At 71.1% G+C, this 21,833-nt stretch carries 19 protein-coding genes; 9 read left to right on the top strand and 10 right to left on the bottom strand.

The features are described 5' to 3' along the window. Nucleotides 1–24: 24 nt before the first annotated feature. The 4 genes from EV279_RS04620 to galT all read right to left on the bottom strand — a co-directional run bounded on the left by EV279_RS04620 (nt 25) and on the right by galT (nt 5,036). On the bottom strand, nt 25–1,551 hold the full coding sequence (locus EV279_RS04620; RefSeq protein ID WP_243728440.1) for a carboxylesterase family protein: 1,527 nt from the start codon (nt 1,549–1,551) through the stop codon (nt 25–27). Between the two features lie 158 nt (nt 1,552–1,709). Continuing rightward, nucleotides 1,710–2,546 carry an alpha/beta hydrolase gene (locus EV279_RS04625; protein ID WP_133541721.1) on the bottom strand — a complete coding sequence of 279 codons (837 nt, stop codon included), beginning with the start codon at nt 2,544–2,546 and terminating at the stop codon, nt 1,710–1,712. A gap of 142 nt (nt 2,547–2,688) precedes the next feature. After that, nucleotides 2,689–3,873 (bottom strand): galactokinase, encoded by a 1,185-nt coding sequence (gene galK / locus EV279_RS04630; RefSeq protein ID WP_133541722.1) that lies wholly within the window; start codon nt 3,871–3,873, stop codon nt 2,689–2,691. Next, the gene (gene galT / locus EV279_RS04635; RefSeq protein ID WP_133541723.1) at nt 3,870–5,036 is read right to left on the bottom strand and encodes a galactose-1-phosphate uridylyltransferase; all 1,167 of its coding nucleotides are present in this window, start codon (nt 5,034–5,036) and stop codon (nt 3,870–3,872) included. Before galT ends, galK begins: the two co-directional genes overlap by 4 nt. 53 nt (nt 5,037–5,089) lie before the next feature. Between galT and EV279_RS04640 the strand changes: the two genes are divergently transcribed. After that, entirely contained in the window at nt 5,090–6,079 is a 990-nt protein-coding gene (locus EV279_RS04640; RefSeq protein ID WP_166644441.1) for a LacI family DNA-binding transcriptional regulator, read from the top strand. Nucleotides 6,080–6,129: 50 nt separating this feature from the next. On the opposite strand, the gene EV279_RS04645 is transcribed toward EV279_RS04640, so the two are convergent. Continuing rightward, nucleotides 6,130–6,501 carry a hypothetical protein gene (locus EV279_RS04645; RefSeq protein WP_133541724.1) on the bottom strand — a complete coding sequence of 124 codons (372 nt, stop codon included), beginning with the start codon at nt 6,499–6,501 and terminating at the stop codon, nt 6,130–6,132. Between the two features lie 56 nt (nt 6,502–6,557). Continuing rightward, a complete protein-coding gene (gene galE, locus EV279_RS04650) occupies nt 6,558–7,535 on the bottom strand; it encodes a UDP-glucose 4-epimerase GalE (RefSeq protein WP_133541725.1) in 978 nt (325 codons plus the stop codon). A gap of 38 nt (nt 7,536–7,573) precedes the next feature. Between galE and EV279_RS04655 the strand changes: the two genes are divergently transcribed. Beyond that, nucleotides 7,574–8,623, top strand: a complete 1,050-nt coding sequence (locus tag EV279_RS04655) for a LacI family DNA-binding transcriptional regulator (RefSeq protein WP_133541726.1) — start codon at nt 7,574–7,576, stop codon at nt 8,621–8,623. A 6-nt stretch (nt 8,624–8,629) separates the two neighbouring features. On the opposite strand, the gene pgm is transcribed toward EV279_RS04655, so the two are convergent. Next, nucleotides 8,630–10,273 carry a phosphoglucomutase (alpha-D-glucose-1,6-bisphosphate-dependent) gene (gene pgm, locus EV279_RS04660; protein WP_133541727.1) on the bottom strand — a complete coding sequence of 548 codons (1,644 nt, stop codon included), beginning with the start codon at nt 10,271–10,273 and terminating at the stop codon, nt 8,630–8,632. Beyond that, nucleotides 10,270–10,791: a flavodoxin domain-containing protein gene (locus EV279_RS04665; RefSeq protein WP_133541728.1), complete on the bottom strand. Its 522-nt coding sequence runs from the start codon at nt 10,789–10,791 to the stop codon at nt 10,270–10,272. The genes pgm and EV279_RS04665 overlap by 4 nt, the downstream gene beginning before the upstream one ends. Before the next feature lie 98 nt (nt 10,792–10,889). Here EV279_RS04665 and pheA point away from each other — a divergent pair, with 98 nt between their 5' ends. The 3 genes from pheA to EV279_RS04680 all read left to right on the top strand — a co-directional run bounded on the left by pheA (nt 10,890) and on the right by EV279_RS04680 (nt 14,087). Further along, nucleotides 10,890–11,849, top strand: coding sequence for a prephenate dehydratase (gene pheA / locus EV279_RS04670; protein WP_133541729.1), 960 nt, complete (start codon nt 10,890–10,892; stop codon nt 11,847–11,849). A 3-nt stretch (nt 11,850–11,852) separates the two neighbouring features. Further along, nucleotides 11,853–12,725, top strand: a complete 873-nt coding sequence (locus EV279_RS04675; RefSeq protein ID WP_133541730.1) for a PhzF family phenazine biosynthesis protein — start codon at nt 11,853–11,855, stop codon at nt 12,723–12,725. Between the two features lie 90 nt (nt 12,726–12,815). Beyond that, nucleotides 12,816–14,087: an endo-1,4-beta-xylanase gene (locus tag EV279_RS04680; RefSeq protein WP_133541731.1), complete on the top strand. Its 1,272-nt coding sequence runs from the start codon at nt 12,816–12,818 to the stop codon at nt 14,085–14,087. Nucleotides 14,088–14,242: 155 nt separating this feature from the next. Here the strand turns inward: EV279_RS04680 and EV279_RS04685 are convergent, their stop codons facing one another. Further along, on the bottom strand, nt 14,243–15,292 hold the full coding sequence (locus EV279_RS04685) for an LLM class flavin-dependent oxidoreductase (protein ID WP_133541732.1): 1,050 nt from the start codon (nt 15,290–15,292) through the stop codon (nt 14,243–14,245). 55 nt (nt 15,293–15,347) lie between these two features. Next, nucleotides 15,348–16,376: a LacI family DNA-binding transcriptional regulator gene (locus tag EV279_RS04690; protein ID WP_133544610.1), complete on the bottom strand. Its 1,029-nt coding sequence runs from the start codon at nt 16,374–16,376 to the stop codon at nt 15,348–15,350. Between the two features lie 133 nt (nt 16,377–16,509). Here EV279_RS04690 and EV279_RS04695 point away from each other — a divergent pair, with 133 nt between their 5' ends. From EV279_RS04695 to EV279_RS04710, 4 genes are all read left to right on the top strand, one after another. Then, on the top strand, nt 16,510–18,522 hold the full coding sequence (locus EV279_RS04695; protein WP_133541733.1) for a beta-galactosidase: 2,013 nt from the start codon (nt 16,510–16,512) through the stop codon (nt 18,520–18,522). Next, nucleotides 18,519–19,451, top strand: coding sequence for a sugar ABC transporter permease (locus tag EV279_RS04700; RefSeq protein WP_133541734.1), 933 nt, complete (start codon nt 18,519–18,521; stop codon nt 19,449–19,451). Before EV279_RS04695 ends, EV279_RS04700 begins: the two co-directional genes overlap by 4 nt. A gap of 92 nt (nt 19,452–19,543) precedes the next feature. After that, nucleotides 19,544–20,371 (top strand): carbohydrate ABC transporter permease, encoded by an 828-nt coding sequence (locus EV279_RS04705; protein WP_166644524.1) that lies wholly within the window; start codon nt 19,544–19,546, stop codon nt 20,369–20,371. 47 nt (nt 20,372–20,418) lie between these two features. Then, nucleotides 20,419–21,747 carry an extracellular solute-binding protein gene (locus EV279_RS04710; RefSeq protein ID WP_133541735.1) on the top strand — a complete coding sequence of 443 codons (1,329 nt, stop codon included), beginning with the start codon at nt 20,419–20,421 and terminating at the stop codon, nt 21,745–21,747. Nucleotides 21,748–21,833 lie beyond the last annotated feature (86 nt).

The raw sequence follows: 21,833 nt of genomic DNA on the forward strand, positions 1-21,833 counted from the left end.
CCGCAGCCGCTGTCGGAGTCGACCTCACACGAGCGGGCGCACGCTCGCGTACCCGTCGGCCAGGAGCTCGGGCGTCGACGGATCGCCCCCGAAGACCCGCGTCTCACCCCGCGCCCACGGGGTCCAACCCGGATCGCCGTCCCGCACGTAGGCCGCGGCGGAGCCGTGCAGCTCGGCGGCGAGCGAACGCGGCGGACTGTCGCCGGCGATCTCGGTCACACCGGGGGCCGCCAGGCAGTCGAACCAGAACGGCACGTCGAGGCAGTGCAGTGCCCACGTGCGGGTGGGTGACGCCCACGAGAAGCGATAGGCCCAGGTGGATGCCGCGCCGCCCGCGCCGATGCGCGCCTCGGCCACGCGCACGACGCCGGAGCGGAAGACATGATCGGTCACGTAACGGCCGAGCATCGCGGCGGTGCCCCTGCGGCGCTGCCGGCCGTTCGCCGACAGGTAGGCGCGGCGGGCCTCGCGCGGAAGCCCGAGCCGGCCCAATGCGAGGCCGACCGGGACGAAGCGGAGCTTGCTGCGGGCGGAGTCGGTCGCCATGGTGAACTCGTCGTCCGTCGTGCCCAGCACGAGCGGCTTGTCGGAGCCCACGCCGTTGCGGACCGCCTCCATGGTGGACGAGGGGAGAAGGTCGCCGTCGATGGCGGGGCCCCACGGCAGGCCCTCATCGAGGATCGTGTGGACGCCCGCCATCGGGTTCTGCGGATTCGGATTCGCGGCCCGCTCCTGGAGCGAGTGCAGACGCTCCTCGCTCACCGAGGCGAATCCGTCGCGCGTCGGTGCAACCCCGGCCAGGTTCGCGAGCTTGGCCGAGAGGGTCCGCGCCCGCTCGGCGCCCACCCCGCTCAGGGCGGGGGACAGCGCCCAGACGGCATGGAAGAGGTGCTGGGCCGTGGGCATCCCGAGGAGGGTGAGCACCGCTCCGCCGCCGGCCGACTGTCCCGCGATCGTGACCCTGGCCGGATCGCCGCCGAAGGCGGAGATGTTCGCCTGCACCCACTCGAGCGCGGCGAGCCAGTCCCGGACGCCGCGATTGCTCGGAGCGCCTGCGATGTGCCCGAAGCCGTCGAAGCCGAGCCGGTACGAGATCGTCACGGTGACGACGCCGTCGCGGTTGAAGGCCCGCCCGTCGTACCAGGGGCTCGCGGGGGAGCCGGCGACGTACCCCCCGCCGTGGATGTAGACGAGCACCGGGAGCGCGGCCGCGCGGTCGCCCGGCAGCGGCGTGAAGACGTTCACGTTGAGCGTCGACTCGCCCGGCACCGACGGCTCGGGGATGAGCGTGGGGCCCATGTCGCCGCGCTGCGCCGTCGCTCCATACTCGACCGCCTCGCGCACGCCGTCCCAGGGCTCGGGCGGCACCGGCGCCGCGAAGCGGAGCGGACCGACGGGCGCCTGCGCGAACGGGATGCCCAGGAAGGCGGCGGATGCCTCGGGCTCGCCGTCCACCCCGCGCCAGAACCCGCGCACCCTGCCCGGATCGATTTCGACGACGGGCGCATCGGCCGCTGCTGCTGCGAGCGGTGCTGCCGTGGGGTCTGTCACCGGGGTTCTCCTGCCGTCGCGATCCTGCCGAGGCATCCGTCGTCCGCTCGGCGTTCCGAGCGTAGGAGAAGGAGCCCCCGCAGGACGAGAGTCCGCCGGGACGAACGTACCTTCGCTCTTTCTCCTACGCTCGTGACCGCCCTAGGCGCGGACGAACGCTAGCTGCGCGCGAACGCGAGCAGCGCCTCGTTCACCTCGTCGGCGTGGGTGAGGAGCATGCCGTGCGGGGCGCCGTCGATCTCGACGTAGGTCGCGGCGGGGAGGAGCTTCGCGAACCGGCGTCCCGTCGCGTCGATCGGGAGGATGTTGTCCGCCGTCCCGTGGACGATGAGGGCCGGGACGTCGATCTTCTCGATGTCGGCGCGGAAGTCGGTGGGCCACGTGAGCGGGGCGGCGGCGATCGCCTGATTCCCCATCTGGTTGGCCACCTGCACGCTCGCGTCGACGGCCTCCTGCGAGATGCGCGATCCGAGGTTCTCGTCGAGGTTGTAGAAGTCCTTGTAGAAACCGGTGAGGAACGCCCAGCGGTCGTCGGCGACGGACTTGGCGATCCCGTCGAAGAACTCCTGCGGGCCGGCGCCGTCGGGGTTGTCGTCGGTGATGAGCAGGTACGGCTCGAGCGAGCCGAGGAAGGCCGCCTTCGCCACACGCCCGCTCCCATAGTTCGCGAGGTAGCGGGCGACCTCGCCGGTTCCCATCGAGAAGCCGACCAGGATCGCGTCTCCGAGATCCAGCTCGACCATGAGCGCGTTGAGGTCGGATGCGAAGGTGTCGTAGTCGTAGCCCGAACCCGTCTTGGTCGACTGTCCGAAGCCGCGCCGGTCATACGCGATGACCCGGTGCCCCGCCTCGCGCAGAGCAGCGGCCTGCTTGCCCCACGACTCGCCGTTCAGCGGGAATCCGTGGATGAGCACGACAGGCTGGCCCGAGCCCTGATCGGTGTAGAAAAGCTTGATGTCGACCGAGTTCTCGGTTCCGACGGTGATGTATGCCACGATCGCTCCTCCGGTGCGAGGACGGATGCCTCGGCACCGCCCTCGACCCTAGGGGGCCGATGCGCACCGAGCGAGGCCTTGCGCGTGGTGGTCAGCGGGTCTACCGACGGTGTTCACGGGCCGTTCGACTCTTCGACGCTGCTCACCCGTCGCGGCGAGCTCCGGCCGAAGGGGTCACGGTGAAGACGTGGGGAGTGCGGAATCCGGCCGCCTGGAAGGCTGCGGCCGCGGCATCCGTCACCCTCGCCACGTCGGCGCGGGCGACGAGGGCGATCGCGGCGCCGCCGAATCCACCGCCCGTCATGCGTGCGCCGATCGCACCCGCCGCCAGCGCCGCCTCGACGGCCGTGTCGAGCTCGGGCACCGAGATCTCGAAGTCGTCGCGCATCGACGCATGGGACGCCACGAGGAGCTCGCCGATCGCTCGCGGTCCGTCCTCGCGAAGCGTCCGAACGGTGTCGAGCACGCGCTGGTTCTCGGTGACGACGTGCCGCACGCGGCGGAACGTGGTCTCGTCGAGCAGCTGCTCGGCGCGGGGGAGGTCGTCGAGCGAGAGGTCGCGCAGAGCGGGAACGCCCAGCGTCCGGGCGCCCAGCTCGCACGCCGCGCGGCGCTCGCCGTACCCGCCGGTCGCATGCGAGTGCTTCACGCGCGTGTCGATGACGACGAGCTCGAGCCCGGCTCGCGCGAACCCGAGGTCGACGACATTCGCGTCGAGCGTGCGGCAGTCCAGGAAGATCGCGGCATCCGGCTGCCCCAGCATCGAGGCCATCTGGTCCATGATCCCGGTGGGAGCGCCGACCGCCTCGTTCTCGGCGCGGCGGCCCGCCTGCGCGAGTTCGACGCGGTCGAGCCCCAGGTCCCACGTCTCGTTGAGCGCGGAGGCGACGGCTCCCTCGATCGCCGCCGACGACGAGAGACCCGCGCCGACCGGGACGTCCGACGCGATGGCCAGATCGACGCCCGTGACCGCTGCGGGCGCGAGCCCGGTCGTCCGCAGGAGGGCCCAGGCGACCCCGAGCGGGTAGGTCGCCCACTCGGGCACGTCCCCGCGTCGGTCGGGGAAGAGGCGGTCGAGGTCGGCGAGAGCCACCTCGGCAACCGCGTCGTCGAAGGTGGAGGCGACCCGGATGCGCCCGTCGCCGCGGAGACCGAGGGCGGCGTGCGTGCGGTGCTCGATCGCGAACGGCAGCACGAAGCCGTCGTTGTAGTCGGTGTGCTCGCCGATCAGATTCGCGCGACCGGGCGACGACCAGACACCCTCCGGCTCTGCGCCGGTCAGCCGCGCGAAGAGGTCGCGCGCGTCGGCTTCAGGTGTGGTGCTCACAGGGTCACTCCTTGCACGGCCTCGCGCAGGCGCGCAGCCGAGGTCTCGGGGGGGACGTCGCCGATCCAGGCCCCCATCGCGGCCTCGGATCCGGCGAGGAACTTGAGCTTGTCGGCGGCACGGCGGGGACTGGTCAGCTCGAGGTGCAGCCGGGCGCTCTCGCGCCCGACGTGGACGGGCGCCTGGTGCCAGGCCGCGATGTACGGGGTGGGGGTGTCGTACAGGGCGTCGACGCCCCGCAGCAGGCGCAGGTAGAGGGGGGCCAGCTCGTCGCGCTCGGCGCCTGTCGTCTCGGCGAAGTCGGCGACGTGGCGGTGCGGGAGGAGGTGCACCTCGAGCGGCCATCGGGCGGCGAACGGAACGTACGCCGTCCAGTGCTCGCCCTGCAGGATGACGCGCTCCGAACCGCGCTCGAAGTCGAGGATGCGCTGGAACAGGTCCGGCGCCGTCCGCTCGACCGAATCGAGCAGCCGTGCCGTGCGAGGCGTGATGTAGGGGTAGGCGTAGATCTGGCCGTGGGGGTGGGGGAGCGTCACGCCGATCGCCTCGCCGCGGTTCTCGAAGGGGAAGACCTGCTCGACCCCCGGCAGTGCCGAGAGCGCAGCCGTCCGATCCGCCCACGCCTCGATGACCGTGCGGGCGCGCGTGACGGTCTGCGTGCCGAACGAGCCGGCGTGCTCGGGGCTGAAGCACACCACCTCGGTGCGCCCGACGCTCGTCCGCGTCCGGCCGAGCCCGAGGGCAGCCAGATCGTCCAGTCCGCGCGGGGGGTCGGCGGCGGCGGGGGCCCCCTCGTGCGGCTCGGCGAGCGCGGGGCCGAACGACGGCGACTTGTTCTCGAAGACCGCGACGTCGTAGCGCGACGGGATCTCGCTGGGGTTCGTCGGGGTCTGCGGCGCGAGCGGGTCGAGTTCCGCCGGCGGAAGGAAGGCGCGGTTCTGACGGGCCGCCGCGACCGAGATCCAGTCGCCCGTCAGCACGTCGAGCCGCATCGTCGCGGTGTCGGGCCTGGGTCCGAGGACGCGCGCGTCGACGCCGCGCTCGTCCCCGAGGGTCGAGCCCGGGTCGTCGAAGTAGATGAGCTCGCGCCCGTCGGCGAGGAGCGTGGAGCGTTTGGTGACGCCGGCGCCCAGGAGCTGCGGCGGAACATTGACCGTGTTCACGTCAACACGGTAACACTCGCGTGTGTTATCGTCAACACGCAAGGGAGGTCGAGATGGCGCGACGCGTGTCGATGGCGGATGTCGCCGAAGCCGCGGGTGTTTCGGGCCAGACCGTGTCGCGGGTCGTCAACGACAGCCCGCGCGTCGACCCGGCGACACGCGCGCGGGTCGAAGCCGCGATGGCGCGCCTCGGCTATCGGCCGCACCGGGCGGCGCGCGCACTCCGCACGGGGCGCACGCAGACGGTGGGACTGGTCGCGTCGACCCTCGCGACGGTGGGCAACTCGCGCATGCTCCAGGCTGTGGCCGATGCCGCGGCCGCCCGCGGGTATGCGCTCGTCGTGGTGACGCTCGGCGCAGCCGATCCCGACATCGCCAGCGCCTTCGAGCGGCTCCATGATCAGGGCGTCGACGGAGCGATCGTGCTCAACGAGGCGACGGATCTGGTTCGGGATGCCGCCACCCCCGCCGACTTCGCGCTCGTCGTCGTCGACTCCGCCGCAGACGACCGGTTCGGCGTCGTCGTGACCGACCACGTCGGCGGCGCCCACGCAGCCACCGCCCACCTTCTCGGCCTCGGTCACGCGACGGTTCACCACGTCGCCGGCCCGGAGGGCTCGTTCGCCGCGGCGGAGCGCGAGCGCGGCTGGCGGGAAGCGCTCGCCGCCGCGGGGGCCGAGGCATCCGCTCCTCTTCGCGGGGACTGGAGCGCCGCATCAGGACACGCCGCAGGTCTCGCGCTCCCGGCCGATGCGACGGCGGTGTTCGCCGCGAACGACCAGATGGCCCTGGGCCTGCTGCGGGCGCTCGCCGACGAGGGTCGGGCCGCGCCGTCCGTCAGCGTCGTGGGATTCGACGACGTCGCCGACGCTGCTGACTACCGGCCGCCTCTCACGACGGTGCGCCAGGATTTCGACCGGCTCGGCGAGCGGGCGATCGAGCTGCTGATCGGCCGCATCGACGGCGCGCGCGATGACGCCGCGTACGAGGCGGTCGGAGCGCAGCTGGTCGTGCGGGAGAGCACCGCGCGTCCCGCGAAGTGACCTCGCCGGCGCCGCCCGCACGCGGCGCCGGCGAGGCACGGCCTCTCGCGTCAGCGACGGAAGAACTCGTTGGCGCGGCGCGTGTAGAGCAGAAGGATGCCGATCAGCGCCAGCGCCGCGCTGATGATCGCTCCGATGACCACGCCGGGTCCGAAGGCGGTGAACATCAGCAGCAGGGAGCCGATCAGGCTCAGGACGAACACGATCGTCACGATCACCCGTGCCGCCGAGTTGCCGCCGAACAGGCCGAAGCTCACGAGGATCGTCACGATGCCGATCACGATCGCCACCCAGCCCGACCAGTCGTCGCCGGCGGACGGGTTGAAGAGCGCGAAGATGCCCTGGATGATCGTGAGCGCGCCGTTGATCCAGGCGAGGAGCGCCACGAGGGTGACGCCGAAGGGACGACCGTTCGCTGCCATGGCCGACAGGCTACTGACGACGGCGCGTCGCCCGCTTCACCCGGAGCGGGTGAAATTCACGCCGCGCTGCGCCGCGCCTCCCAGCCGGTGCGGACCATCTCGTCGACCGAGTAGCGATTCGCCCAGTCCAGGTCGCGGGCGGCGAGCTCGCCCGTGGCGACGATCCGGTCGGGGTCGCCGGGGCGGCGAGGACCGATCTCGGGCACGAAGTCGATACCCGTGACGCGGGCCATGGCATCCATGATCTGACGGACCGACAGCCCGTTCTGCGAGCCCAGGTTGTAAGCCGGCTCGAGGGACTCGCCGGCGGCGAGGCGCTGCGCCGCCACGACGTGCGCCGCCGCGATGTCGGAGACGTGGACGTAGTCCCGGACGTTCGTGCCGTCTTCGGTGTCGTAGTCGTCGCCGTTGATCCGCGGCGTCCGCCCCTCCAGGAGCGCTTCGAAGACGAGCGGGAAGAGATTGTGCGGACTGGTGTCGTAGACGGCGGCATCGCCGGAGCCGACGACGTTGAAGTACCGCAGCGACGTGTGACGGAGAGGATGCTCCGAGTCGGCCGTCGCGACGGCCTGGTCCCTCAGAAGCCACTCGCCGATCAGCTTGGACTCGCCGTACGGTGACGCGGGGCGCTTGGGCAGGTCCTCCGTCACGAGGGGGACGTCCGGCGTCCCGTAGACCGCCGCCGACGACGAGAAGACGATGTTCGCGACATCCGCCGCCCGCATGGCCTCGAGAACGATGCGCGTGCCCTCGACGTTCTGCGCGTAGGTGTGGAGCGGACGCTGTACCGAAACCCCCGCGTACTTGTACCCGGCGACGTGGATGACGCCCTCGACCGAGTGCTCGCGGAGTGCGCGCTCGACCAGCTCGCGGTCGAGGATCGTGCCGCGGACGAACGGAAGGCCGTCCGGGACGAAAGCGGCGTGGCCGCTGGACAGGTCGTCGATCACGACGGGGGCGAGGTCAGCTGCCGCGAGGGCACGCACGACGTGCGCGCCGATATAGCCGGCGCCGCCGGTCACAAGCCAAGACATGGCTCCCATTCTGCCGTCCCGACCGTAGAATCTCGCTGATGACCGACACGACGGTCGACCCAAGGGGAGTGCGGACGCGGGTGTCTGCGCCGACGCTCCACGATGTCGCCAGCGCAGCGGGGGTCTCCCTCGCGACGGCGTCGCGCGTGCTCAACGGCTCGACGCGCAAGGTCGCGGAGTCGTATCGCGAGCGGGTCGAGGCGGCCGCCGAGCAGCTCGGCTACACCGCCAACCTCTCGGCGCAGGCGACGGCCAAGGGGACGTCCGCCATCATCGCGCTGCTCGTCGCCGACATCGCCGACCCGCACTTCGGCCTCATGGCCTCGGGAGTCGCGCGGGGCGCGCACGAGGCGGGCCTGGTCGTCACGATCGCCGTGACCGAGCGGGATGCCGAGCGCGAGACGCGCATGGTGCGGGCGCTGCGCGGGCAGCGCCCGCGCGGGCTCATCCTCGCGGCTTCCCGCAGCACGGAGTCGTCATCGCCGGAGCTGCAGCACGAGCTGGATGCCATCGCCGCGGGAGGCGGACGCGTCGTCGCCCTCGGCCCCGGCGCGGGCGACGTGCGCACCGTGCTCATCGACAACATCGGGGGCGCGCGGGCGCTCGGCGCGGCCCTTGCCGCGCGTGGATACCGCACCGCCGTCATCCTCGGTGCGCTCGAGGGCGTGCGGACCTCGGACGACCGCATCGCGGGCTTCACCGAGGGCTTCGGGTCGGGCGGCGGGGTCGTCGAGCGCATCCACCGCGGCGCCTTCACACGCGATGCGGGGGAGAAGGGCATGCGAGAGGCCCTCTCGGAGGGGCTCGAGCCCGGCACCGTCGTGTTCGGCATCAGCGACATCGTCGCGATCGGCGCCATGGCAGCCCTGCGGGAGGCGGGGCGCGATGTCGGCTCCGACATCGCCGTCGCCGGCTTCGACGACATCCCGACGGCGCGCGACGTGACTCCCGCGCTCACGACGGTGAGGGTGCCGCTCGCGCACGTGGGCTACCTCACGGTGCGGGCAGCCGTCGACGAGACCTGGAAGCAGGCGCCCGACAGCATCCGCCTCGAGGTGCTCGTCCGCGACAGCACGCCGAAGCGCTGACCTGCCCTACGCGCCGCCGAGCGCCGCCGAGACGACCGCACGGGCCTCCTCCTGCACCTCGGCGAGGTGCCCGGGTCCGCGGAGCGACTCGGCGTAGAGCTTGTAGACGTCCTCCGTGCCCGAGGGGCGCGCGGCGAACCAGGCGTGCTCGGTCTGCACCTTGAGTCCGCCGATCGCGGCGCCGTTGCCCGGCGCGTGCGACAGCTTCGCCGTGATCGGCTCGCCCGCGAGCTCGGTCGCGGTCACGGCCTCGGGCGCGAGCTTGCCGAGCTGGGCCTTCTGCGCGGGCGTGGCCGGCGCGTCGACGCGCTGGTACGCCGAGGCGCCGAACTCCGCCTCCAGTTCGGCGTAGCGCTGGGACGGCGTCTTGCCGGTCACGGCGAGGATCTCCGACGCGAGCAGGCACAGGAGGATGCCGTCCTTGTCCGTCGTCCAGACCGTCCCGTCCTTCCGGAGGAACGAGGCTCCGGCCGACTCCTCGCCGCCGAAGGCGACGGATCCGTCGAGGAGACCCGGGACGAACCACTTGAACCCGACCGGCACCTCGAGCAGCCGCCGCCCGAGCGCTTCCGCGACGCGATCGATGATCATCGACGACACGAGCGTCTTGCCGACCGCGGCGTCCGCCGGCCAGTTCGGCCGGTGCGAGTAGAGGTAGTCGATCGCGACGGCGAGGTAGTGGTTCGGGTTCATGAGGCCGGCGTCGGGTGTCACGATGCCGTGCCGGTCCGCGTCCGCGTCGTTCCCCGTGAGAACGTCGTACTCGTGCCGCTTCTCGACGAGGGAGGCCATCGCCGAGGGCGACGACGGATCCATCCGGATCTTCTCGTCCCAGTCGAGGGTCATGAACCTCCACGTCGGATCGACGTCGGGATTCACGACAGTGAGGTCGAGGCCGTAGACCTCGGCGATCAGCGCCCAGTACTCCACCGACGCACCGCCGAGGGGGTCGGCGCCGATGCGCACGCCCGCGCCGCGGATCGCCCCCACGTCGATGATGTTCTCGAGGTCGCGGACGTAGGCGTCGCGGAAGTCGTACTGGCCGAGGCTGTCGGCGTCGATGTCGGCGAAGGGCTTGCGCTGCACGTCGGCGAGGCCGCCCGCGATGAGGGCGTTCGCGCGGTCGGCGATCCAGCCGGTCGCGTCGGTGTCGGCGGGACCGCCGTTCGGCGGGTTGTACTTGAAGCCGCCGTCGCGCGGCGGGTTGTGCGACGGCGTGACGACGATGCCGTCCGCCCGGCCCGGGTCGTCCAGGGCGCGGTCGCGGTTGTAGGCCAGGATCGCGTGGCTGAGCGCCGGCGTGGGCACCCACGAGTCGCGCGCGTCCACCCGCACGTCGACGCCGTTGGCGACGAGCACCTCGATGGCGCTGCGCTCGGCGGGCAGGGAGAGGCCGTGCGTGTCGCGGCCGAGGAACAGGGGTCCGGCGATGCCCTGAGCTCGGCGGTAGTCGACGATCGCCTGGGTCGTCGCGAGGATGTGGTCCTCGTTGAAGCTCGTGGAGAGCGAGGATCCGCGGTGACCGCTCGTGCCGAAGGCCACCCGCTGCTCGGGCACCGAGGCATCCGGCTTCCGGTCGTAGTACGCGGCGATCAGTTCGTCGATGTCGATGAGGTCGGATGCTTCGGCGGGCTGTCCTGCGCGGCTCATGCGTCCAGTCTGTCACCGGCCAGGGCTGTCGCAACGCCTTGCGTCCATTCGCGGATGCGGTCCCAGTCGCGGTTGTCCCTCTCGTCCGGCGGAGTGTTGCGCACCATGGCGGACTCCACGAAGTTGCCCGGGTGCTCCGGGAGCCGCCCGCCGAACACGACGTGCTCCCGCACTCCGAGCGACTCGGCGAGCTCCATGAGCGACTTCGGCTCCTGCCAGGCCTCGTCCTTCTCGGCGTCTCCGCTGCCTCCCCCGACCGGCCCGGAGCTGAAGATCCAGAAGGGGATGGCGGCGAGCCGTTCGCGCTCGTGCTTGAGGAAGTGCTTCGCCTCGCGCCGCCATCGGCCCATGTAGACGGCGCTTCCGAGGACGACGGCGTCGTAGCCGCTCGCGGTCGCGTGTCCGGCCTCGGCGCAGTCCACCTCGTGTCCGTGCGACCGGAGCTCGGCCGCGATCGCCTCGGCGATCTCTTGCGTGGAGTGATGCTTCGTGGCGTACGCCACCAGGATGTGTGTCATGCGTTCAGCCTCCGCTTCCCGGTGATCGGCGGCAGAGGCTTAGGTCCCGTCGTCCGAAGCGCAACGGGCGGCATCGACGCGATGGCTAGGCTGTGACGGTGACATCCGCGCCCGACGCCGCAGGCCGCCGCACCTACAGCTTCCTGGGCCCCGCCGGAACGTTCACCGAAGCCGCGCTCGCGCAGGTGCCGGAGGCACGCGGACAGGACTGGCGCTCCGTCCGCAACGTCGGCGAGGCGCTGTCCGACGTCGTCGAGGGGCGCTCGCACTCGGCGATGATCGCGATCGAGAACTCCGTCGACGGCGGGGTCTCGACGGCGCAGGACGCCCTCGCCACGATGCCGGGACTGCGCATCGTCGGGGAGTACCTGGTTCCCGTCGACTTCGTGCTCGTCGCCCGTCCGGGCACGCGGCTCGAGGACGTCTCGCTCGTCGCCGCGCACCCCGTGGCGTACGCCCAGTGCCTCCAGTGGCTCACCCGCACGCTCCCGGCGCACGCGCACGTGCCCGCGTCGAGCAATGTCGCCAGCGCCATGGGCCTCCTCGACGGAACGAGCGACGCCGACGCCGCCATCGCCCCGCCCGGCATCCTCGAGCACCACGACCTGGAGCTCCTCGCCGAGCGGATCGGCGACAACCTCAACGCCGTCACCCGGTTCGTGCTGGTCTCGCGGCCGGTCTCGCTGCCGCCGCCCACCGGCGCCGACAAGACGTCGCTCATCGCCGAGCTGCCCGACGATCACCCCGGCGCGCTGCTGGAGATGCTCGAGCAGTTCGCGACCCGCGGGATCAACCTCTCGCTCCTCGCGTCGCGACCCATCGGCGATTCGCTCGGCCGCTACCGCTTCGTCATCGACGCCGACGGGCACATCCAGGACGAGCGGATGGCCGACGCGCTGCTGGGCCTGCGCCGCTTCAGCCCCAAGGTCATCTTCCTCGGCTCGTATCCGCGCGCCGACCGTGCCATCGTCCGCTACCCGGATCGCTACTCCGACGACATCTTCATCGAGGCGCGGGACTGGCTCCGGGGGCTGCTCAGCGGGGAACCCGAGGACTGACGAGTGACCGAGGTGCTGCGCTACGCCGCCTTCGTCGATCCGCGGGTCCCGGGCGGTGGCAATCCGGCGGGTGTGGTCCCGGATGCCTCGTCCCTCTCCGACGCCGACATGCAGGCGATCGCGGCCGACGTGGGCTACTCGGAGACGGCGTTCCTCACCGGGCGCCGCGGCGATGCCCGCAGCATCCGCTATTTCTCCCCCATCGCGGAGGTGCCGTTCTGCGGCCACGCGACCATCGCCACGGCCGTCGTGCTCGCCGAGCGAGAGGGGACGGGGCGCTTGCGCTTCGCGACACCGGTCGGGGAGGTGGTGATCGACACCTCCGAGGACGACGACGAATTCCCGGGTGACGCCGGGGGAATCCGGGCCTCGTTCACCAGCGTCGAGCCCGACGTGAGCGAGCTCGATCCCGCCGTCCTCGCCGAGCTGCTTCGCGTGCTCGGACTGACGGATGCCGACCTCGCCCCCGAGCACCCTCCGCGGCTGTCGTTCGCCGGGAACCGGCATCCCGTCCTCGTCCTCTCTGACCAGGAGACGTTCGACGGGTTCACGTTCGACCCCGACGACGCCCGCGAGCTGATGGACCGGGAAGGGTGGGCCGGCACGATCACGGTCGCCCACCGTCTCGGCCCCGTCGAATGGGAGGCGCGGAACCCGTTTCCGGTCGGCGAGATCACGGAGGACCCTGCGACCGGTTCCGCCGCGGCGGCCTTCGGCGCGTATCTGCGATCGCTGGGCGCGGCGGGCGACGGATCGGTCGTCACGATCCGGCAGGGTCGCCATGTCGGACGACCGAGCCTGCTGCGCGTCGGGATCCCCGCCGCGGGCGGCATCACGGTCTCGGGAACCGCGTCGCCGATCGACAGCATCCGCTGACCGCCGGTCACCGGTGCGGGGCACACCGGGATCCGTGCGAATATGTCTGGGACGAAAACAAACTCCCTCGCCCTGAAACAAGGAGAGCGGATGTCGCCCGACCTGTCGCACCGATTCCGGGAAGTCCCCCTCGAGCTGATCGCCCCCGACGGCACGCGGGTCGCGGGCGAACCGGTCACCGTGGAGCAGACGCGCCACGCCTTCGGGTTCGGCAACATCGGCTTCGACTTCGTCGAGCTCCTCGGCGGACCGGCCGCCACCGAGGGCGGAGCCGTGCGGGTGTTCGGCGGCGCGGAGGCCGACCGGGCCGTCCCGCTGCTGGACGCATGGCTCGACCTGTTCGACACCGTGACGCTTCCCTTCTACTGGCGCGGATTCGAGCCGCAGCCGGGGCGCCCCGACACCGCCCGGCTCCTCACGGCGGCTCGCTGGTTCGCCGATCGCGGAGTGCGGGTCAAGGGACATCCGCTCGTGTGGCACACGCTCGCCCCGCACTGGCTGCAGGAGCGGACGCATGCCGAGGTCGAGGCCACGATCCGCGATCGCATCGTGCGCGAGGTCACTTCCTTCGCCGGCGTCGTGGACCTCTGGGACGCGATCAACGAGGTCGTGATCCTCCCCGTCTTCACGGCGGAGGACAACGCCGTGACGCGGCTGGCGCAGACGAAGGGGCGCGTCGGAATGGTCCGCCTGGCGTTCGAGACGGCTCGGGACGCGAATCCGTCGGCCCGGCTCGTGCTCAACGACTTCGACCTGAGCGAGGACTACGAGCGGCTCATCGAGGAGTGCCTCGACGCGGGCATCCGGATCGACGCACTGGGCCTGCAGACCCACATGCATCAGGGCTTCCGCGGCGAGGAGGGCATCGCGGACATCCTCGAGCGCTTCGCGCGCTTCGGACTCCCGCTGCAGCTGACCGAGACGACGCTCCTCTCCGGCGACCTCATGCCGCCCGAGATCATCGACCTCAACGACTACGTCGTCGACTCGTGGCCTTCCACCCCCGAGGGTGAGGCGCGGCAGGCCGACGAGCTCGTGCGTCACTACCGCACGGTCGTCGCGCATCCCGCGGTGGAGTCGCTGACCTACTGGGGTCTCACCGACGAAGGCGCATGGCTCGGCGCTCCGTCCGGCCTCATCCGTGCCGACGGCTCACGCAAGCCCTCCTACGACGCGCTTCGCGACCTCGTCCGCGGGGAGTGGTGGCACGCTCCGCGCGCGCTGCGTCCCGGCGCGGACGGGCTCGTCCGCGTGCGCGGCTTCGCGGGGGACTACCGCGTCACGACGCCCCGCGGCTCGGCGGACTTCTCGATACCGGAGGCAGGCGACGGCGCCCCGCTCGTGGTGCGCCTCACGGCGTGAGCGCCCGGCGCGCGGGTCGCCTGCGCGCCGCGATGCCGGGTGCCCCGTACGAGATGACGGAGATGTGCGCGATGGCGGATGCCTCGGCCCCAGGCATCCGTCATCCTGCACATCTCCGTCATCGTGCACACGAGGAGCGGCCCCGATTCCGCCGGCTAGGCGGCGAGCAGCTCCAGCGTCTGCGTGCGGCCAGCCGCGGCATCCGTCCCCTCGCGGTCGTACGCGCCCGCGATCGGCGAGATCATGACCTCGTCGACCCCGTGGCGCGCGGCGAAGTCGGCGAGCTCGGCGCGGACGGAGTCGCCGGTTCCGACGAACCATCGCGCGCGGGCGCCGGCCATGATCTGTCCGCCGAGGGCGTCGAAGTCGGATGCCGCGGCCTGGGCCTGTTCGACGGTCTCCAGCGGCAGAAGCGGCTTGTTCTGGCGGAGCCGGGCCATCATCCGCAGCTGCGGCAGCGCGCGCTCCTGGGCCTCTTCGGCGGTCGGCGCGGCGATGACGTTCGCGGTGAGGAAGGTCACCGGCTGCGGGTACGACTCACTCGGCGCGAACTGACCACGGTAGAGCGCGAGCGCGCGGTCGAGGCCCTCGCCGGAGAAGTGGTTCGCGAAGACGTAGGGAAGTCCGAGCGACGCCGCCAGCTGTGCGGAGTAGTCGCTCGAGCCGAGCAGCCACACCTCGGGGGCGGTCGTGGCGGCGGGGGTCGCGTGGACGTCGTACGTCCCGCCCGAGGTGAACCGCACGGTGGCGCCGTCGGCTCCCACGAGCGAGATGATGTCGCGCACGTGCTCGGGGAAGCGCTCGACATCGCTCGTCGTGCCCGACATGCGCAGGAGCTGGGTGATCACGGGATCGCTGCCGGGCGCCCGCCCGATGCCGAGGTCGATCCGACCTGGTGCGAGCGCCTCGAGCGCCGCGAACTGCTCGGCGACCACGAGGGGCGAGTGGTTGGGAAGCATGACGCCGCCTGACCCCACGCGGATCCGGCTCGTCCGCGCGGCCGCCGCGGCGATCAGGACCGGCGGGGTCGTCGACGCGACGGCGGGCATGTTGTGGTGCTCGGCGAACCAGTAGCGCCGGTAGCCCAGGTCGTCGGCGCTCTGCGCGAGGGAGAGGGATGCCTCCACCGCCTGTGCGCTGGTCTGACCGGCCCTCACCGGCACGAGGTCGAGGACGGACAGGGCGGGTACGGGCGCGGTGCTCATCCCTGACGACAACGGGCCGCGGCATCCGTCGTATTCCGCGCCGCGCTCCTGGGGGTCAGGCCGACTCGCGCCAGACGACCGGGCAGTCCAGCACGCGCCCGCGGGTCTCGCGCTCCTCGCCTCGCAGCTGCCGCAGCACGAGCTCGGCGGCGGCGCGCCCGAGCTGGTCGGCAGGCTGATGCACCGTCGACAGGGGCGGGTCGCATCGCAGCGCCCACGAGCTGTCGTCGAAGCCCACGACTCCCACGTCGACCGGCACCGAGCGTCCCGCCGCCTGCAGCGCGTCCATGGCCCCGGCGGCGACGGCGTCGCTGGAGGCGAAGATCCCGTCGACGTCGGGCGCCCGCTCGAGGAGTCGCCGCATGCCGGCCTGTCCGTCGGAGTACGAGTACAGGGGCACCGGCTGGACGAGCTCCGGGTCGAATCGATCGCCCAGGGCGTCGTTGAAGCCCGCGAGGCGATCCGAGCCCGAGTCGCGGTCCAGCGCGGCGGCGATCATGCCGATCCGCCGCCGTCCGGTCTCGACCAGTCGGCTGGAGATCTCTCGGGCGGCACCCCGATTGTCGATCGCGACGTAGGCGGCGTCTCCGATGTCTCCGGGGTGTCCGACGAAGGCCGCGGGAAGCCGCAGATCCGCGACGGCGCGCGTGATCGGATCGCCCTCGCGCGCAGAGACGATGATGACCCCGTCGATCAGGCCGCCGCTCAGGTAGCGCGAGAGGCGCTCGATGTCGCGCGGCCCGTCCGCGATGAGACACGACAGCTGGTAGTCGGCCTCCGAGAGAGCGGCGTTGGCGCCGAGCAGGATCGAGCCGATGTTGGGATCCTCGACGAAGAGCGAGTGCGGTTCGTGAACGATGAGGCCGATCGCCTGCGAGCTCTGCATGACGAGGCTGCGGGCCGCCCGGTTGGGCACGAACCCCACTTTCGCGATGGCGGCCTCGATCGCCTCGCGCGCCTCCTCCGAGACGTACGGCTGGCCGTTCAGGACGCGGCTGACGGTGCCGCGCGAGACGCCCGCCTCGGTCGCGACGTCCTTCACGGTGGCGCGCCGTCGGCGATCCGTGCTTCCCACGCGGCCCATCGTATGTGCACGCGCACACATCGCGAAACGATTGACATCCGCGCGTCGGCCGCCCTACTCTGTACACGTTCACAGAACCTCAGCGTCGAGATTCGCACGCCGGGCTGTGCACGTTCACAGACCTAGGGAGATCATGTTCGGCTCCGCTCGCCCCTTCGAGCACGACGGCATCGCTTTCGGTTGCGACTACAACCCCGAGCAGTGGGCGCCGGACGTGTGGGACGAGGACATCGCCCTCATGATCGAGGCGGGCGTCGACCTCGTGGCCATCAACATCTTCGGCTGGGCGCACCTCGAGCCGCGCGAGGGCGAGTACGACTTCCAGGCGCTCGACGACATCATCGGACGCCTGGATGCGGCCGGGATCAGGGTGAACCTCGGCACCGGCACCGCATCCCCTCCCGCGTGGCTCGTCCGCGCGCACCCCGAGATCCTCCCGATGGCGGAGGACGGCACGCGCCGCTACTTCGGCGGCCGCCAGTCGTGGTGCCCGAGCTCCCCCGTCTTCCGGGAGGCGGCCGTGCGCCTCGCCGCGGCCGTCGCCGATCGCTATGGGGATCACCCGGCGGTCGCCCTCTGGCACGTGTCGAACGAGATCGGCTGCCACAACGCCCTGTGCTACTGCGACGAGAGCGCCGCGTCGTTCCGGCGCTGGCTGCGGGAGAAGTACGGCGATCTCGACGCTCTCAACCGGGCGTGGGGCACGGCGTTCTGGAGCCAGGCGTATTCGGCGTGGGATGAGATCGGCACGCCGCGCCTGACGCCCGCGACCCGCAACCCCGGCCAGATGCTCGACTTCCATCGCTTCAGCTCGGACGAGCTGCTGTCGTACTACCGTGCCGAAGCCGATGCACTCCGCAGCCGCAGCGCCGTGCCCGTGACGACCAACTTCATGGTGACGGCCCACATCGACGACATGGACTACTGGTCGTGGGCGGACGACATGGACGTCGTGGCCAACGACCACTACCTCGACGGCCGGCTCGACGACCCCGAGGCCGAGCTCGCGTTCGCCGCGGACCTCACGCGGGGCCTCGCCTCCGGAGGGCCGTGGATCCTCATGGAGCACTCCACGGGCGCCGTCAACTGGCAGCCGCTGAACAAGCCCAAGAGCGCCGGCGGCATCCTCCGCAACTCCCTCACCCACGTCGCACGCGGTGCCGACGGGGTGTGCTTCTTCCAGTGGCGCGCCTCGGTGCAGGGGAGTGAGAAGTTCCACTCCGCGATGCTTCCCCACGCCGGCACCGATACGGCCGTGTGGCGGGAGGTCGTCCAGCTGGGCGACGTCATCGAGCGTCTCGGCGAGGTGGCGGGGTCGCGGGTCGACGCCCAGACGGCCCTGATCTTCTCGTGGGAGTCCTGGTGGGCAACGCAGAACGAGTCGCGGCCGAGCAGCGCGTTCGGCTACCTCGAGCAGGTGCACGCCGCCTACAGCGCGCTGCACGCGCTGGGCCTGACGGTGGACATCGTCGCGCCGGGCGCCGACCTGTCGCGCTACCGTCTCGTGATCGTCCCGGGGCTGCACCTCGTGCGAGCCGAGGAGGCGGCGGTCCTGACGGACTGGATCGCGGCGGGTGGCACGGGCCTGGTGACCTTCTTCAGCGGCACCGTCGACGAGCACGACCGGGTGTGGACGGGCGGCTACACCGGACCGTTCCGCGAGGCGCTCGGCATCCACGTCGAGGAGTTCGCGCCCGTCGAGCCCGGCGTGCCGGTGCAGCTGTCGAACGGGGCCACCGCGCACCTCTGGTCGGAGCGCTCGCGCGTCACGACCGCGGACGTCGAGGCATCCTTCGTCGACGGCCCCTCGGCGGGGCGCCCCGCCGTCACCCGCAACACGTGGGGACGGGGAGCGGCCTGGTATCTGGCGACCCTGCCCGCCGCAGCGGACTACCGCGCGCTCGTCGCCCGACTCGCGCGGGATGCCGGCGTCCGCGCCCCCGCCGTCGCCCACGGCGACGGCGCGTTCGAGCTCGTCCGCCGGCGCGGGACGGATGCCTCGTACCTCTTCATCGTCAACCACGGCTCCGAGCCGCTCCTCGTCGAGTGCGCCGGGACCGAGCTCATCACCGGCGCATCCGTCGCCGCCTGCGCAGAGGTGCCGGGCGGGGCCGTGCGCATCATCAGAGAGGAGGCGGCTCGATGACCGCCACCGAAGCCGTCGTCACGAAGGGCCGGCGATCCGCGTCGTCGCCCGAGCGGCGCCGTCGCCGCGTGCCGCACAAGGGCGCGATCCTCGCGCTCATCACGCCGTTCGGAATCCTGTTCGTCCTCTTCTACCTGCTGCCGATCATCTACGCGGTCTGGCAGTCGCTCCTCGTGGTGGAGCGGGAGGGGACCTTCGGTGAAGCGCGCGAGGTCTTCGGCGGCATCCAGCAGTACCTCATCGTCTTCCAGAACACGGCCTTCTGGACCTCGGTCGGACGCGTGCTGCTGTTCGGCATCGTGCAGGTCCCGGTCATGCTCGGCCTCGCGCTGCTGTTCGCGCTGCTCCTGGACTCGCCGCTCATCAAGGGCAAGAAGTTCTTCCGCCTGGCGTTCTTCGTCCCCTACGCCGTGCCGGGCGTCATCGCGGCGATCATGTGGGGCTTCCTGTACTCGCCGAACCTCTCGCCCTTCCAGGTGCTGACGAGTCAGGTGAATCTGCTGTCGGCCGAGTGGGTCCTGTGGTCGATCGCGAACGTCGTGACGTGGGTCTTCGTCGGCTACAACATGCTGATCATCTACTCGACCCTCCTGGCGATCCCCCAGGAGATCTACGAGGCGGCTCGCATCGACGGCGCCGGCCAGTTCCGGATCGCGTGGTCGGTCAAGATCCCGCTCGTCCGGCCGGCCCTCGTCCTGACGGCCGTGCTCTCGATCATCGGCACGCTGCAGCTCCTCGCCGAGCCGCAGACCTTCCGCGCGTTCAGCTCGGCGGTCACGAGCACCTACACGCCGAACATGACGATCTACGCCACGAGCTCGATCCCGAACGTCTCGCTGGCGGCGGCATTCTCGGTCGTGCTCGCCCTCGCCACGTTCGTCCTCTCGTTCACCTTCCTCAAGCTCAGCCGACGGGGGGAGCAGGCATGACCGTCACCGACACCGCCAACACCCGCGCGATCACCACCGGGCGGCGCACGGGCCGGGCCTCGGGCGCGTCCGGGGGAGGGCCGAGGGAGAGCATGTTCTCCCGCGCCGGCGCGATGATCGTCATGGCGGTCTTCACTCTGTACTTCCTCATCCCGCTGTGGTGGCTGCTCGTGGCATCCACCAAGAGCCGGGGGCAGCTGTTCACGACGAATCCGCTGTGGTTCGCCGATCCGCAGTTCATCCAGAACGTCACGGGGCTCTTCACGTACCGCGACGGCGTCTATGCGAAATGGCTGCTCAACAGCGTCCTGTACGCCGGGGTCGGAGGCCTCCTCGCGACGATCGTCGCCGCGATGTGCGGATACGCGCTGGCGAAATACCGCTTCCCGGGGCGCGAGGCGATCTTCAACACCGTGCTCGGCGGCGTGCTCGTGCCCGCGACGGCACTCGCCCTGCCCCTCTTCCTGCTCTTCAGCCGTATCGAGCTGACCAACACCTACTGGGCGGTGCTGCTCCCCAGCATCGTGAGCCCGTTCGGGGTGTACCTGTCGCGGGTGTTCGCCGAGGCATCCGTCCCCGATGAACTGATCGAGGCGAGTCGCCTGGACGGCGCGGGAGAGCTCCGCACGTTCTTCACGGTGTCGATCCGTCTCATGACGCCCGCGCTCGTGACGGTGTTCCTGTTCCAGTTCGTGTCGATCTGGAACAACTTCTTCCTGCCGCTGATCATGCTCCGCAGCGAAGAGCTCTTCCCCGTCACGTTCGGGCTCTACTCGTGGAACTCGACCATCAACCAGTTCCCCGAGCTGCGCACCTACGTGCTCGTCGGATCGCTGCTGTCGGTCGTCCCCCTGATCATCACGTTCCTCTTGCTTCAGCGGTACTGGCGCACGGGACTCGGATCCGGCGCGCTGAAGTGAGAACCCCCCGTCGGCTGCCGCCGACGGCCAACCGAGAGAGAGAAGAAATGCAGCACATGAGACGAGCGGTCACCGTCGCCCTGCTCACCGCGGGCGCTCTGGTGGTCGCGGGATGCTCCGCCTCCGGAGGCGACAGCGGTTCCGCCTCCGGCGACTGCGAGCCGGCCGGCGGGGACGTCACGCTGACGTTCACGTCGTGGATCCCCGGCATCGAGGACGCGGTCGCGATGTGGAACGAGGCCAACCCCGACATCCAGGTCGAGGTCCAGACCGGGCCCTCCGGCAACGCCGGCACCTACCAGAACTTCTTCAACCAGCTCGAGGCCGGGAACGCCCCGGATCTCGGCCAGATCGAGTACGACGCCCTGCCCAACTTCCGGGTGCAGGACGGCCTCGCCGACCTCGCGGCGTGCGAGGACGTCGTCGCCGCCGAGGACCAGTTCCTCGACTGGACCTGGGCTCAGGCGACGCTCGGGACGGATGACGAGGTCTACGGCATCCCGCAGGACCAGGGCCCGATGGCGCTGTTCTACCGCAGCGACCTGTTCGAGCAGAACGGCATCGCGGTGCCCACCACGTGGGACGAGTACAAGGCCGCGGCGGAGCAGATCCGCGCGCTGGGCGGCTACATCACCAACTTCTCGCAGTCCGACATCAACCAGTTCGCCGGTTTCGTCTGGCAGGCCGGCGGCCAGTGGTTCCAGAACAACGGCGACGAGTGGACGGTCGAGCTGACCAGCGACGAGTCTGAGACGGTCGCCTCGTACTGGCAGGACCTCATCGCCAACGACCTGGTCGCGGTCTACCCGCCGTGGACGGACGAGTGGAACAACGCCTACAACTCCGGTGAGGTGTGGACGTGGAACTCCGCGGTGTGGGGTGCGAACTCCATCGCCAGCGGCGCGCCCGACACCTCGGGCAAGTGGTCGGTCGCACCGGCTCCCCAATGGGAGGCGGGCGACGCGGCCGCCGGCAACTGGGGCGGCTCGTCGATCGCCGTCTTCAAGGGGACGGACCACCTCTACGAGGCGGCGAAGTTCGCGCTGTGGCTGAACACCTCGGAGGAGGCGCTCACCTCGCTGAACGAGACGGCGGCGATCTACCCGGCCACGAAGGCCGGTCTGAAGCTGCCGGTGCTCCAGGAGGGCGTGCCGTTCTACGGCGACCAGAAGATCTACGACGTCTTCGCGCAGGCGGCCAGCGAGGTCAACCCCGACTTCGTGTGGGGCCCGACGATGACGCAGACCTACGCCGACGTCTCGGACGGCTTCAAGGCCGCGGTCTCGGGCTCGGGCACCCTGAACGAGGCACTGGCCAGCGCCCAGGAGTCCACGATCTCGGCGCTGGAGGCGCAGTCGATCCCGGTCGCGAAGTAGCCTTCACCACCCGCGTCGCGGGAGCCGGCTTCGCGCCCGGCTCCCGCGACGCGGTCGCGAAAGGGCGAGGCGGTCTCGAGCCTCGC

This window comes from Microbacterium sp. BK668, assembly GCF_004362195.1.
Classification (GTDB): Bacteria; Actinomycetota; Actinomycetes; order Actinomycetales; family Microbacteriaceae; genus Microbacterium.